This window comes from Streptomyces sp. CNQ329 (genome assembly GCF_000482585.1).
Window position 1 is genome coordinate 1 of sequence record NZ_AXVU01000074.1, and the last position, 12,312, is coordinate 12,312.

At 73.2% G+C, this 12,312-nt stretch carries 12 protein-coding genes; 6 read left to right on the plus strand and 6 right to left on the minus strand.

Annotated elements, in window-relative coordinates; translation table 11 throughout:
- Window positions 1-264: 264 nt before the first annotated feature.
- A complete protein-coding gene (locus tag I003_RS0127965; RefSeq protein WP_027774511.1) occupies window positions 265-861 on the minus strand; it encodes a TetR family transcriptional regulator in 597 nt (198 codons plus the stop codon).
- Window positions 862-955: 94 nt separating this feature from the next.
- Between I003_RS0127965 and I003_RS0127970 the strand changes: the two genes are divergently transcribed.
- The gene (locus I003_RS0127970; RefSeq protein ID WP_027774512.1) at window positions 956-1,999 is read left to right on the plus strand and encodes an NAD(P)-dependent alcohol dehydrogenase; all 1,044 of its coding nucleotides are present in this window, start codon (window positions 956-958) and stop codon (window positions 1,997-1,999) included.
- Window positions 2,000-2,016: 17 nt separating this feature from the next.
- Here I003_RS0127970 and I003_RS0127975 read toward each other — a convergent pair whose 3' ends face one another.
- A complete protein-coding gene (locus tag I003_RS0127975) occupies window positions 2,017-3,243 on the minus strand; it encodes a damage-control phosphatase ARMT1 family protein (protein WP_027774513.1) in 1,227 nt (408 codons plus the stop codon).
- Window positions 3,244-3,424: 181 nt separating this feature from the next.
- Between I003_RS0127975 and I003_RS0127980 the strand changes: the two genes are divergently transcribed.
- From I003_RS0127980 to gad, 3 genes are all read left to right on the plus strand, one after another.
- Window positions 3,425-4,165 (plus strand): hypothetical protein, encoded by a 741-nt coding sequence (locus I003_RS0127980; protein ID WP_027774514.1) that lies wholly within the window; start codon window positions 3,425-3,427, stop codon window positions 4,163-4,165.
- An 81-nt stretch (window positions 4,166-4,246) separates the two neighbouring features.
- Window positions 4,247-5,425, plus strand: a complete 1,179-nt coding sequence (locus tag I003_RS0127985) for a P1 family peptidase (protein WP_027774515.1) — start codon at window positions 4,247-4,249, stop codon at window positions 5,423-5,425.
- 103 nt (window positions 5,426-5,528) lie between these two features.
- Window positions 5,529-6,911, plus strand: a complete 1,383-nt coding sequence (gene gad / locus I003_RS0127990; RefSeq protein ID WP_027774516.1) for a glutamate decarboxylase — start codon at window positions 5,529-5,531, stop codon at window positions 6,909-6,911.
- 241 nt (window positions 6,912-7,152) lie between these two features.
- On the opposite strand, the gene I003_RS0127995 is transcribed toward gad, so the two are convergent.
- The 3 genes from I003_RS0127995 to I003_RS0128005 all read right to left on the minus strand — a co-directional run bounded on the left by I003_RS0127995 (window position 7,153) and on the right by I003_RS0128005 (window position 10,444).
- Window positions 7,153-8,247 carry a DUF3533 domain-containing protein gene (locus I003_RS0127995; RefSeq protein ID WP_486584429.1) on the minus strand — a complete coding sequence of 365 codons (1,095 nt, stop codon included), beginning with the start codon at window positions 8,245-8,247 and terminating at the stop codon, window positions 7,153-7,155.
- A 69-nt stretch (window positions 8,248-8,316) separates the two neighbouring features.
- Window positions 8,317-9,420, minus strand: a complete 1,104-nt coding sequence (locus I003_RS0128000; protein WP_027774518.1) for an ionic transporter y4hA — start codon at window positions 9,418-9,420, stop codon at window positions 8,317-8,319.
- 82 nt (window positions 9,421-9,502) lie between these two features.
- Entirely contained in the window at window positions 9,503-10,444 is a 942-nt protein-coding gene (locus I003_RS0128005) for an AraC family transcriptional regulator (RefSeq protein WP_027774519.1), read from the minus strand.
- Window positions 10,445-10,525: 81 nt separating this feature from the next.
- On the opposite strand from I003_RS0128005, the gene I003_RS0128010 reads away from it, so the two are divergent.
- Window positions 10,526-11,356: an NmrA family NAD(P)-binding protein gene (locus I003_RS0128010; RefSeq protein ID WP_027774520.1), complete on the plus strand. Its 831-nt coding sequence runs from the start codon at window positions 10,526-10,528 to the stop codon at window positions 11,354-11,356.
- The gene (locus I003_RS0128015) at window positions 11,349-11,864 is read left to right on the plus strand and encodes an anthrone oxygenase family protein (RefSeq protein WP_027774521.1); all 516 of its coding nucleotides are present in this window, start codon (window positions 11,349-11,351) and stop codon (window positions 11,862-11,864) included. Before I003_RS0128010 ends, I003_RS0128015 begins: the two co-directional genes overlap by 8 nt.
- A 166-nt stretch (window positions 11,865-12,030) precedes the next feature.
- Here I003_RS0128015 and I003_RS33510 read toward each other — a convergent pair.
- A partial coding sequence (locus I003_RS33510) for a transposase (protein WP_051368558.1) occupies window positions 12,031-12,312 on the minus strand: 282 nt, incomplete at its 5' end.

Consider the following 12,312-nt stretch of genomic DNA (forward strand, 5'->3'; position numbering starts at 1 on the left):
GGCTCGAAAACGGCACCGACCAGCAGGTACCAGTGAAGGGAATTCCTGCTGGTCAGTGGCGCTCCGGTGGTGAATTCGCAGGTCAGCGCAGTGGTGGAGGCACTTGATCCTCAAGTGGCGCGAGGACGCCCCACTGCAGGCGGCGTGACCGACAGGCTGCCGTTCTGACGCGCTGTTCGGCCGGGCTTGATCTGCGGGTTCTCGTGCCGTAGCCGGCGGGTGACGTCGGTGTTCTCTCCCGCGACGGCGGGCCGGGGGTGGGGGTCAGGGTTTTGGGGGCGGGGTCAGTGCGTGGTGTACGCAGTCGCGGAGCAGGGCGCGGCGTTGGTCGTGCGCGGTCGGGCTCTCGTCGGAGGAGGCCGCGTAGACGTTGCTCACCGGTGACCAGGCCATGGACATGGCGATGACCACGGCCATCACGTCGAAGGGGTCTCCCTGCCTGATGCGCCCGGCGGCCTGGGCCTCCGCGATGGCGCGGAGTTTGTGGTCGTCGTAGCGGTCGTGGTCCGCCACGAGGTGTCCCGTCGGGCGTCGCTCCAGGCGTGCCCAGGTGGCGAGCCGGATCAGGTCCGGGCGGTTGAGGTATTCGTCGTAGAGGCGCACCGCCCAGTCGGCGAGGTCCGTGGCGTCGATGGGGACGACATTGGTGATCCGCTCCAGGGAGGCGAAGAAGATCGCGTCGAAGAGCGCGTCCTTGTTGCCGAAGTAACCGTAGAGCTGTGCCTTGTTGGTGCGTGCGGCGGCGATGATCCGTTCGATGCGTGCGCCGGCGATGCCGTGCTGGGCGAACTCCCGGGTGGCGGCGTCGACGATGCGCTGGTACGTCGCGGCTCCGCGGCTGCTGGACGGCTGGTCGGGCATGCCGGAAGGTTAACAGACAGACTTGTCTGTTTGCGTTTCGGTCCCCGTGCGCCTACGGTCAAACAGACCGAACAGTCTGTCTGAGGAGATGGTGATGCGCCCCACGACCGGATGGCGGGCGGACAGCGCGACGCGGACCCTGCGCCGCGCTGCGCTGGAGCGCCGGGATCTGCGCCCGGACGACATCGCCGTGCGCGTCGAGTACTGCGGCGTCTGCCACACGGATCTCCACGCGCTGCGGGCGTACGAGAGCGACGCGAACGGGGTGCTCGTGCCCGGGCATGAGTTCACCGGCGTGGTCACCGAGGCCGGCGGCGCCGTCTCCGGCTTCTCCCCGGGGGCTCCCGTGGCCGTCGGCAACATCGTCGACTCCTGCCGCACCTGCCGCATGTGCCGGGCCGGCCAGGAGAACTTCTGCCGTGACTTCCCCACGCTGACCTACGGAGGAGCCGACCGGCAGGACGGGACGACCACGCTCGGCGGGTTCTCCCGCGCCTACGTGGTGGACCAGCGCTTCGCCTACCACCTCCCCGCGGGCCTCGACGCCGCCGCCGCGGCCCCCCTGCTCTGTGCCGGGGTCACCGTCTGGGAACCGTTGCAGGCGCTCGGGGTGGGCCCGGGCAGTACCGTCGCCGTGGCCGGGCTGGGCGGCCTGGGGCACCTCGCGGTCAAGATGGCGACCGCGCTCGGCGCCGCGACCTCCGTCATCAGCCGGACTCCGGACAAGGCCGGCGAAGCGCGCGGCCTGGGAGCGCAGGGATTCGTCGTGTCCACCGACCCCCGGCAGATGGAAGCCGTCCGCGACCGGTTCGACGTGGTCATCGACACCATCTCCGCCCCGCACGACCTGGCCCCGTACCTGCGGACGGTCGCCCTGGACGGCACCCTCAGCCACCTGGGCCACCTCGGACCGGTCACCGTGGACACCCTCGACCTGCTCATCGGCCGCAAGAAGCTCAGCTCCGCCGGCAGCGGGGGACGCCCGTCCACCGCCGCCATGCTGCGCTTCTGCGCCGAGCACGGCATCACCGCAGACATCGAACTCCTGCCGTCGTCCCAGGTGAACACCGCTCTTGAACGCCTGGAACGCAACGACGTCCGCTACCGCTTCGTGCTCGACATGTCCGACCTGGACTGACCGCCTGCACCGCCGGTCTAGGTGCGCACCTGGATCAGCGCGTGCGTGCCGCTGGTGCGCCAGGCCGCGCCGGACCGTTCCAGGGTCTCCAGGGTCCCCCGCTCCACCCCCACGACGACATCGGACTTCAGGGTGCGGAGGGCCGCGACCGGCCCGGGGAACCAGGCGGTGCGGTCCGCGAACGGCACCGTGGCATGCCACTTCCGATCGCCCACGAGACGCCGGTAGTTGAGATCGCCCTTGAAGAGCGTGAGCGAGGCGGCCCCGAACTCCGTCCGGAGGTCCCCGGGCATCTCCTCGTACGGCAGGGGAGCGCAGAAGAACGGGTGGGTCCGCACCTCCAGGCGTCCGGTCGCCATGGCCTCCCACAGGCGTCCGCCGATCGTGCCGGCTTGGCCCGGCGCTCGCGCGAGGCGGCGGAGGCAGTCGACGACGTCCGGGGTCGTCGCGTCGGAGACGTAGTACGGGGCCGGCTTGACGTGGAGGACGACCCGCTCGGCGTGCCGGTGTCCGAGGAGGTGGTCGATGAGGACCAGGTCCGGGATGAGTTCGCGCCCCGCGTTGTCCGCCACGACGGCGACGCTTGCCGGGGCATCGGCGGGCAGCAGCCGCCAGAGCGCGGCGCTGTCGTCGGCGACCAGGTCGCCGCCGGTGTCGCCGGGTGCCGGCTCCGCCGCCGTCACACGGAACCCGAGGTCTGCGCGATTGCCCCAGAGCGCGGCGTGGAGCAGTGCGGTGGCCCGCTCGCCGGCCGGGGCGTCGGCGAGTGCGTCGAGGGCCCGCAGTTCGTCGTCCACCGCCGTACCGCGCAGCTCGGCCTGCTTGAAGGGGGCGAAGGGGTCGATGCCCTGCCACGGGCCCGCGCCGAAGTACTCGATGGCGCCGAGGAGCCTGCGGTAGAAGTAGCTCTCCGCCCACAGGAACGGGACGTCGAACCACGATCGGCCGACGTGCCCCTGTCCCCAGCCGGACCAAGCCGCGTGATCGTGCTCGGACCGGGGGAGCGGTTCGACGACACCCCTGGTGGTCTCTTCCCGCAGGGCGTCGAGCGCCTCGTGCTGCCGGGGGGCGTAGGGGAAGGCGTCTCGTACCTGTTCGATCAGGGCCGGATGGCGTTCGGCCAGGACGCTCCGGGCGAAGGAGCCGGGTTCGTTGCCCAGGATGACCGGTGCGCCGCTTCCGGCGGACGGGCCGTCACCGCGGCCGGCCCCGTCGCCCGTGGCGGGGGAAGTCGTCTCCGTCATGGTGTCCACTCTTCCTCGGCCGGGAACCTCCGGCACGGCCGCCCTCAGGCCCTGACCGTGGGCGAGCGGCGGTGGCGGGGCGGTCGGTGCGTACACCCGTCCGCTGCTCCGGTCGTGCGACCGCTTTGCCCTGAATATACGATTCTTTGCGTTGTTGTGTTTCCTTTTGGAAGGAAGTCACATGCCCCGTACGCGGAAAGCGACCCTCGGCGCCCTCGGCGCCACGCTCTGCGCGACCGCCTTGGTCGGCACCGCCGGAGCCACCCAGGCGCAGGACGACAACGGCGTCGCGAAGAAGAGCGCCGACGAGATAGCCACCCGGGCCACGGACGCCTTCAAGGACGCCCGGTCCCTGCACGCCACCGTGAGCAGGGAGGGATCGGGTCTCGACGCCCAGGACCCGGCCCGCCTGGAAGTCTCCGCGGACCGGGACGACAACTGCGTCGGCACCATCGACTTCGCCGCCGACGGCGGCAGCCTGGAGCTCATCAGGCACGCCGACAAGGTGTGGGTCAAGCCGGACGCGACCTGGCTGAGGAACAACCTGCCCTCCGACCAGTCGAAGGACATGCGGAAGCTGGAGGGCAAGTTCCTCCAGGGCACCGCCCAGGACCAGGGCCTGTCCGACCTCGCCAGGCTCTGCACCGTCAACGACTACCGCGACGCCCTCAAGGACGCTCTCTCCGAGAGCACCCTGAAGAAGGGCGGGAGGACGACCGTCAACGGCGTGCCCGCCGTCGAGGTCACCGGCAAGCACGACGGCACCGACATGACCCTCTCCGTCGCCACCACGGGCACGCCGTTCCCGGTACGGGCGACGTCGAGCGGGAAGGGCGAGGAGCAGACCGCGAACTTCACCTTCGACCAGCCCGTCCCCGACAAGACCCCGCCGCCCGGCGAGACGGTCCCCTGGGGCGGCTGACCCCCCCGGGTGCTTGTCCCGATTCCTGCCCGTCCGTGTCCGCCCCGCCGCGATGTCGGTCCCTGATGTGAGACTGAACGCATGAGCGAGGAGCGCGGGCGGGCACGGGACTTCGGCATCCCGCTGACCGGCGAGCCCGGGGCGTGGAACGCGATCACGGACGTGCCGGGCGTCCAGGTCGGGTACGTGACGCTGATCGAGGGCGAGGACGTACGGACCGGGGTCACGGCACTGCTGCCGCGCGGGCGCGACGGCGTCGGCACGCCCTGCGCGGCGGGGTGGCACTCGCTGAACGGCAACGGCGAGATGACCGGCACGGCGTGGCTGGAGGAGAGCGGCGCGCTGGCCACGCCGGTGCTCGTCACCAACACGTACGCGATCGGGCCGGTGCACCGCGGCGTGGTGGAGTGGGTGCGTACGCACCGCAGGGACGCGGCGCCGGAGTGGCTGCTGCCGGTGGTCGCCGAGACGTGGGACGGGTACCTGCACGACATCCACGGGGCGCACGTCACGCCGGTGCACGCGGGCGCGGCGATCGACGCGGCGGCGGGCGGGCCGGTCGCGGAAGGCAGCGTCGGGGGCGGCACGGGGATGCGGTGCTACGGGTACAAGGGCGGCTCGGGGACGGCGTCGCGCGTGGTGCGGTACGGGACGGAGCGGTACACGGTCGGGGTCTTCGTGCAGGCCAACTTCGGGGCGCGGCGGGAGCTGGTGGTGGCGGGGACGCCGCTGGGCCGCCCGGCGGGTTCGTACGGGAGCTCCGCCGGGCCCGCGGGCTCTGCCGGGCCCGGGAGCCCCGGCGGACCCGCGGAGCCCGCGGATCCCGTGCCGCCCGGGGCCGGGTCCGTCATCGTCGTCGTCGCCACCGACGCGCCGCTGCTGCCCGGCCAGTGCAAGGCGCTCGCCCGGCGCGTGCCGCTGGGGCTGGCCCGTACGGGCACCACGGGCAGCCACTTCTCCGGTGACCTCTTCCTCGCCTTCTCGACCGCCAACCCCGGCGCCCTCACCAGCACGTTCCCGCCGCGCCCCGCCGCAGGCGGGGACGCGGGCGGCGCCGCCGACGAAGCTCCGTACGAGACGCTGCGCTTCATTCCCTGGGGCCGCGTCGACCCCTTCCACACCGCCGTCGTCGAAGCCGTCGAGGAGGCCGTCCTCAACGTGCTGACCGCCGCCGGCCCCATGACCGGGCGCGACGGGCACCACGTGCCCGCGTTCCCGCTCGCGGCCCTCGCCGGGCTGCCTCGGGTGCGTACGGACTGACCGCCGGGCACGGCGCCCCGCCTGCGGCGAGGCGGCGTGTCGGTCCGCGCCCCGCCGCCTCCGGTGCCCACGATGGGTGCGCCGAGGCGAGAGGAGCCGCACCGTGGCCCTGCACCAGACCGACCGCGGCGTCGCCGGACCGTACGACGACGTCTACGCGATGTCCATCAGCGAGCACGCGCTGCCCAGGTACCGCATGCCCGAGGAGGTCTCCGACCCGCGCGCCGTCGACGCCCTCATCCGCGACGAGCTGGCCCTCGACGGCAACGCCGCGCAGAACCTGGCGACGTTCTGCACGACCTGGGCCGAGGCCGAGGTGCACACCCTCATGGACGACTGCCTCGGCAAGAACATGGTCGACAAGGACGAGTACCCGCAGACCGCCGAGATCGAGAACCGCTGCGTGCACATCCTCGCCGACCTGTGGCACTCCCCGCACGGCGAGACCACCATGGGCTGCTCGACCACCGGCTCCAGCGAGGCCGCGATGCTCGGCGGCCTGGCGCTCAAGTGGCGCTGGCGCAAGCGCCGCGAGGCCGCGGGCAAGCCCGCCGACCGGCCGAACCTGGTGTGCGGGCCGGTGCAGGTGTGCTGGGAGAAGTTCGCCCGCTACTTCGACGTCGAGCTGCGTCAGGTGCCGCTGGAGCCGGACGCCACCGGGCTGCGCCCGCACCAGTTGCGCGCGTACGTCGACGAGAACACCATCGGCGTCGTCGCCATCCTCGGCGTCACGTACACCTGCGACTACGAGCCCGTGAAGGAGATCGCCGCCGAACTGGACGCGATCCAGGCCGACACGGGTCTGGACGTGCCCGTGCACGTGGACGCTGCCAGCGGCGGCTTCGTCGCCCCGTTCCTCCACCCCGAGCTGGAGTGGGACTTCCGCGTGCCGCGGGTGGCGTCCGTCAACGCCTCCGGCCACAAGTACGGCATGGCGCCTCTCGGGGTCGGCTGGGCGATCTGGCGCTCCGCCGACCTGCTGCCCGAGGACCTGATCTTCCGGGTCAGCTACCTCGGCGGCGACATGCCGACCTTCGCGCTCAACTTCTCCCGGCCGGGCGGCGAGGTCGTCGCGCAGTACTACAACCTGCTGCGGCTCGGCCGCGCCGGTTACCGCCGCATCTACCGCGCGGCGGCCGGCAGCGCCGGGTGGCTGGGCGAGCAGATCGCGGACATGGGCCCGTTCACGCTGCTGTACGACGGGCGGGGGGCGCTGCCGGCGGTGTCGTGGACGCTGACGGACCCGGAGGGCGCGGGCTTCACGCTGTACGACGTGACGGAGCAGTTGCGGATGCGCGGCTGGCAGGTGCCCGCGTACCCGCTGCCGCCGCGGCGGGAGCGGACCGTCATCCAGCGGGTGCTGATCAGGCACGGGATCAGCCACGACAAGATCGAGCTGCTGGCCCGGGACGTACGGGAGGCGCTGGCGCGGCTGAAGCACGGGGCCGGGGCGCCGGCGCCGCACCGGCCGGGCTTCCACCACTGAGACGCGGGGCCGGGCGGGAGGCGGACGCGGGCCGTGCGGGGCCGGTGCCGCCGGCACGTGGCAGGCGGCGTCGGGGCGGCGAGGTCCGGGAGGATGCCCACCGGCGCGGCGCCGGCCGGGGGCGGGGGCCACGGGGCCGCCGACGCGGGCAGGGCGCGGGCCGCCGTCGGGCACCGGGGTGCTCGCCGCCGGCGTACCGCGTCGGCCCGGGGCACCGCGCCGCGCGAGGGTCCGCGAGCGGTCAGCCCAGGTGCTGCGCGTCCGCCACGCGGACGCGGGCGAAGAGCAGCGTCAGGACCGCCCCGCCCACCGCCCACGCCGCCAGCACCAGCAGCGAACCCGTGATCGCACGCCCGTCGAAGTACGCGATCGACCGTGCCGTCCACGTTCCCGCGCCCGGGATCAGCGCCGGGCCGATCTCCCGCCAGAACGGCGGCAGCAGCGGATACTGGTACGGCCCGCCCGCGCTGGGGTTGCCCGCGACGACGATCACCAGGACCGTCAGCCCGATCCCGGCGACGCCGAGCATCGCCTCGAACGCGAACGTCGTCGCCCCCGCCGCGCACACCACCAGCGTCCCCAGCGCCGCCAGCCCCCACACGCTGCCCGGCAGCGCCCCCAGCACCGGCCCGACGACCACCGCGCCCAGCACCCCCAGCGCGATCGCGTACAGCACCAGCGCCCCCAGCCGGATCACCGCCCGCCGCGGAGCCGACGGGCGGGCGCCGTAGCTGATCGCGAGGATCGCCGCGCACAGATAGCCGCCGACACACCACCCCACGGCCAGGTAGAACGACGAGAGCCCCCGCACGTCCTGTGAGCTCACCGGCGCCACGTCCACCGTGCGTACGGTGCGGCCCCGCTCCCGTTCGGCGGCCGTCACGACCTCCTGTACCGCCTCCGCCAGGGCCTGTCCGCCGCCGCTCGCGACGAGCAGCACGTCCGATCGCTTCTGCGGGTCGACGATCAGTGCGCCGTCCAGCTTCCGGTCCCGGATCCGCTCCGCCGCCGCTTCCCGCGACGCCACCGCCCGCACGGAGAGCGGCGAGCCCGGCAGCCGGTCGAGGCCGTCGAGCACCTTGGCGTGCACCGGCGCGGGAGCGGCGACTCCGAACGGGATGTCCTTCGGCTTCGGCGCATGGAAGGCACCGGTGTACGAGGTGATGAACAGCACCCCCAGCGCCAGCACCCCCAGCACCAGCAGTGCGGAACGCGGCGTCACCGCATCCCGCACCTCCCGCCCGAAACTCCCGCCCCCGCCGCCCGTGCCGTCCCCCGGCGGTCCGCCGTCGCCGGCCCCGCTGCCGCCCAGGCCGTCCCCGCTGTCCAGAAGCATGACCTCAGCGTCCGCGACGCCCCGCGCGCCCGCACCGCGGATACGCCCGAACGAGCCCCCGGTCCCCTCTCACGGCAGCACCGCCAGCACCAGATACGCGCAGAACAATGCCACGTGCACCCCGCCCTGTTGCAGCGTCGCCCGCCCGCGCGTCACCGTCAGCGTGCCCACCACCACCGTCATCGTCAGCAGGACCAACTGGCTCTCGCCCAGCCCCAGCTTCAGCGGCCCGTCCAGCCAGACCGACGCGATCGCCACCGCCGGGATCGTCAGCCCGATGCTCGCGATCGCCGACCCGTACGCGAGGTTCAGGCTCGTCTGCACCCGGTCCCGGCCCGCCTCCCGCACCGCCGCGATCGACTCCGGCAGCAGCACCAGCAGCGCGATCGCCGCACCCACCGCGGAGCGCGGCAGCCCCGCCCTGTCCAGCCCGTTCTCGATCGCCGGCGACACCCCCTTCGCCAGCCCCACCACGGCCACCAGCGCCAGCAGCAACAGCCCCAGACCGAGCCAGGCCGTACGCGCCGACGGGCGGTGCGCCGGGTCGTCGAGGTCGTCGATCACCTCGCCCTCCGGCGTCACCGGCAAGAACTCCTCCCGGTGCCGCACCGTCTGCGTGGCCACGAACATCCCGTACAACGCGATCGACGCCAGCGCCGCGAACGCCAACTGCGGCGTCGTGAACACCGGGCCCGGTTCGCTCGTCGTGAACGTCGGCAGCACCAGACTCATCCCCGCCAGCGTCGTCACCGTCGCCAACTGCGTCCCCGTCCCGTCCGCGCTGAAGAACGCCTCCACGCGGCGCAGCGCGACCAGCAGCAGACTGATGCCGACGATCCCGTTGCAGGTGATCATCACCGCGGCGAAGACGGTGTCGCGGGCCAGCGCGCTCGACTTCGCGCCCCCGTCGACCATCATCGTGACGATCAGCGCCACCTCGATGACCGTCACCGCCACCGCCAGCACCAGCGCCCCGTACGGCTGCCCGATCCGCTCCGCGACCACCTCCGCGTGGTGCACCGCGGCGAGCACGGCGGCGATGAGGAAGACGGAGACCACACCGGTCAGGGCGCCGGAGAGGGAGCGCTGCCAGGTGAAGGCGAGCACGACCGCGGCGACCGGCGGTACGACGACCGACCAGTGCAGGCGCCGGGCAGCCGTACGGACGGTCATGCTCCGACAATGGCACGCGAGGCGTGCCGCTGCTCCTCATGCGCGGCCGGACGGCGTCCCCTCCGCCCGCTGTGCCCCCTGCCTAGGCCCTCACTGCCGCCGCACGGTGCTCCTGCGGGCTCACCCCGTGCATCCGCTTGAACGCCGTACTCAGCGCGAACGGAGTCCCGTACCCCACCCGCCGCGCCACCGCGCCCACCGTCGTCTCCGGCTCCCGCAGCAGATCGGCCGCCAGCGCCAGGCGCCACCCCGTCAGGTACGTCATCGGCGGCTCCCCCACCAGCTCCGCGAACCGCCGCGCCAGCGCCGCCCGCGACACCCCCGCCCGAGCCGCCAGCTCCGCCACCGTCCAGGGGTGCGCCGGGTTGTTGTGCAGCAGCTTCAGCGCCCGGCCCACCACCGGATCCCCCTGCGCCCGGTACCAGCCGGGCGCCTTCGCCTCCGGCCGTGCGAACCACGCCCGCAGCGCCGCCACCACCAGCAGATCCAGCAGCCGGTCGAGCACCACCCGCTGCGCCGGCCCGTTGTGCCCGATCTCCTCGTCCAGCACCGGCAGCAGCGGGCAGTCCCACATGTCCCGGCGCAGCACCACAAGCCGCGGCAGCGCGTCCAGCAGCCGCGCGCCGATCTCGCCGGCGTTCTCGTACGACCCGATGAGCATCCGCGCCGAGCCGCCGCCGTCGTGCGTCCAGGTCCGCACGTCCGCGTCCAGCTCCTCGGCGAGGCTCTGCCCGTCCGGTGTCTCGCAGCGCCCGCCCGCGTGGATCACCGCCTGCGGCTCGGTGGCCGGATCGTCGGAGAAGACGTACGGATCCGGGCCCCGCATGATCGCGATCTCGCCCTCCCCCACCCGCACCGGCTCCGCGTCGTCGTACGTCACCCACGCCGTACCGCTCGCCAGCGCCACGATCGACAGCGGCGCGCGGTCCACGACCCGCACCGCCCACGGCGGCTCCAGGAGCGCGCGTATCATCAACGCGCCGTGCGCGCGCGGGCTGTCGAGGAGACCGGCGATCGAGTCCATACGGACCAGCGTAGACGCTCGCGTATGCCGGCGAGCCTTTCAGCCATGGAGCGTCCAGCCGGGCGCCGCTTCACTGGCCCTATGACACACACCGGGCAGAACATCCACCTCGTCATCGGCGGCACCGGCAAGACCGGCCGCCACGTCGCCGGAAGACTCGCCGCCGGCGGCCACGCCGTGCGTGCGGTGTCCCGCCGCAGCGGCATCCCCTTCGACTGGCACGCCCCCGGTACCTGGGCCCCCGCGCTCGACGGCGTCCGCGCCGCCTACCTCACCTACGCCCCCGACCTCGCCGACCCCGCCGCCGCACCGGCCATCCGCGCCTTCGCCGGGACGGCCGTACGCGCCGGGGTGCGGCGCCTGGTCCTCCTCTCCGGGCGCGGCGAACCCGAGTGCCACCCCGGCGAGGACGCCGTCAGGGAGTCCGGCGCCGAGTGGACGATCGTCCGCTGCGCCTGGTTCATGCAGAACTTCGACGAGGACTTCCTCCTCGGCCCCGTCCTCGACGGCGCACTCGTCCTCCCCGCCGCCGACGTCCCCGAGCCGTTCCTCGACACCCGCGACATCGCCGACGTCGTGGTCGCGGCCCTCACCGAGGACGGGCACACGGGGACCACGTACGAGCTGAGCGGCCCCCGGCTGCTCACGTTCGGCGAGGCCGCCGCGGAGATCGCCGAGGCCACGGGCCGCGCCGTGCGCTACGTGCCCGTCACACCCGAGCGGTTCCGCGAGGCGGCCGGCGGGCACCTGCCGCAGGAGCTCGTCGAGATCTTCACCGACCTCTTCACGCGCATACTCGACGGCCGCAACGCCCACCTGACCGACGGCGTCCGGAAAGCCCTGGGACGCGCCCCCCGCGACTTCACCGACTTCGTGCGCGAGGCGGCCGGGAGAGGAGCCTGGAATGTCTGAACTCCGCACGGCGGCGCTGTTCGCCGCCGCCCTCACCACGGGACTGAGCGCGGGACTCTTCTACGTCTGGTCGTACTCGGTGATGCCCGGCCTCGCCCGCGCCTCCGACCGCACCTTCGTCGAGAGCTTCCAGCAGATGAACCGGGCCATGATGAACGGCTGGTTCGCCCTCACCTTCGGCGGCGCCTTCGTCTTCCTCCTCCTGGCCGCCGGACTGTTCCTCGGCGCGGACGGCGACCAGAGGGCGAAGACGCTGCCGTGGCTGATCGCCGCGCTCGTCCTGTACGTGGCCATGCTCGCCCTCACCTTCGCTGTCAACGTGCCGCTGAACAACGACCTCGACGCCGCCGGGGCCGTCGACCGGATCGGGGATCTGGCGGGGCTGCGCGAGCGGGTGGAGGACAGGTGGGTGCGGTGGAACAACGTCCGGTCCGTCGTCACCGTGCTCTCCTTCGGCTGCGTGAGCTGGGCGCTGTTCCAGTACGGGCGCGCCACCGGCAAGGGGTAGCGGGGTGGCGGCACGAGGCCGGCACCGGGAGCAGGAGGGCTCCGGGGCCGGCCTCAGTCATCCTCCGGGGGCGGGGTGCGGTTCCGGGCCGGACCCGTGCCGGGGCCACCGGCCCGGCGCCGGGGCTCCGGCCGCCGGACCCGCCGCCGGGATGCTCTTATGGATGTCAAGCAGCGGTTGCGAGGTGCCTTGGGGTCGCTGCGGTGGCGTTGGTGATGGTGAGGACGTGGTAGATCTCGCGGGCGACGAACCGCTTGAGGCAGCGGATGATCTCCTTCTTCGACAGGCCCTCCTTGGTTCGTCGCTCCATGTACTGCTTGGTGCGCTGGTCCCAGCGCAGGCGGCAGAGCACGATCCTGTAGAGGGCCGCGTTCGCGGCCCGGTCACCACCCCGGTTGAGCCGGTGGCGGTGGGTGCGGCCGGATGACGCGGGCAGCGGGGCGACGCC

What these genes read in the sequence shown, in the direction of transcription:
- I003_RS0127965 (WP_027774511.1), bottom strand. Translation starts at nt 861, where the DNA reads ATGCCCGACCAGCCGTCCAGCAGCCGCGGAGCCGCGACGTACCAGCGC.
- I003_RS0127970 (WP_027774512.1), top strand. Translation starts at nt 956, where the DNA reads ATGCGCCCCACGACCGGATGGCGGGCGGACAGCGCGACGCGGACCCTG.
- I003_RS0127975 (WP_027774513.1), bottom strand. Translation starts at nt 3,243, where the DNA reads ATGACGGAGACGACTTCCCCCGCCACGGGCGACGGGGCCGGCCGCGGT.
- I003_RS0127980 (WP_027774514.1), top strand. Translation starts at nt 3,425, where the DNA reads ATGCCCCGTACGCGGAAAGCGACCCTCGGCGCCCTCGGCGCCACGCTC.
- I003_RS0127985 (WP_027774515.1), top strand. Translation starts at nt 4,247, where the DNA reads ATGAGCGAGGAGCGCGGGCGGGCACGGGACTTCGGCATCCCGCTGACC.
- I003_RS0127995 (WP_486584429.1), bottom strand. Translation starts at nt 8,247, where the DNA reads ATGCTTCTGGACAGCGGGGACGGCCTGGGCGGCAGCGGGGCCGGCGAC.
- I003_RS0128000 (WP_027774518.1), bottom strand. Translation starts at nt 9,420, where the DNA reads ATGACCGTCCGTACGGCTGCCCGGCGCCTGCACTGGTCGGTCGTCGTA.
- I003_RS0128005 (WP_027774519.1), bottom strand. Translation starts at nt 10,444, where the DNA reads ATGGACTCGATCGCCGGTCTCCTCGACAGCCCGCGCGCGCACGGCGCG.
- I003_RS0128010 (WP_027774520.1), top strand. Translation starts at nt 10,526, where the DNA reads ATGACACACACCGGGCAGAACATCCACCTCGTCATCGGCGGCACCGGC.
- I003_RS0128015 (WP_027774521.1), top strand. Translation starts at nt 11,349, where the DNA reads ATGTCTGAACTCCGCACGGCGGCGCTGTTCGCCGCCGCCCTCACCACG.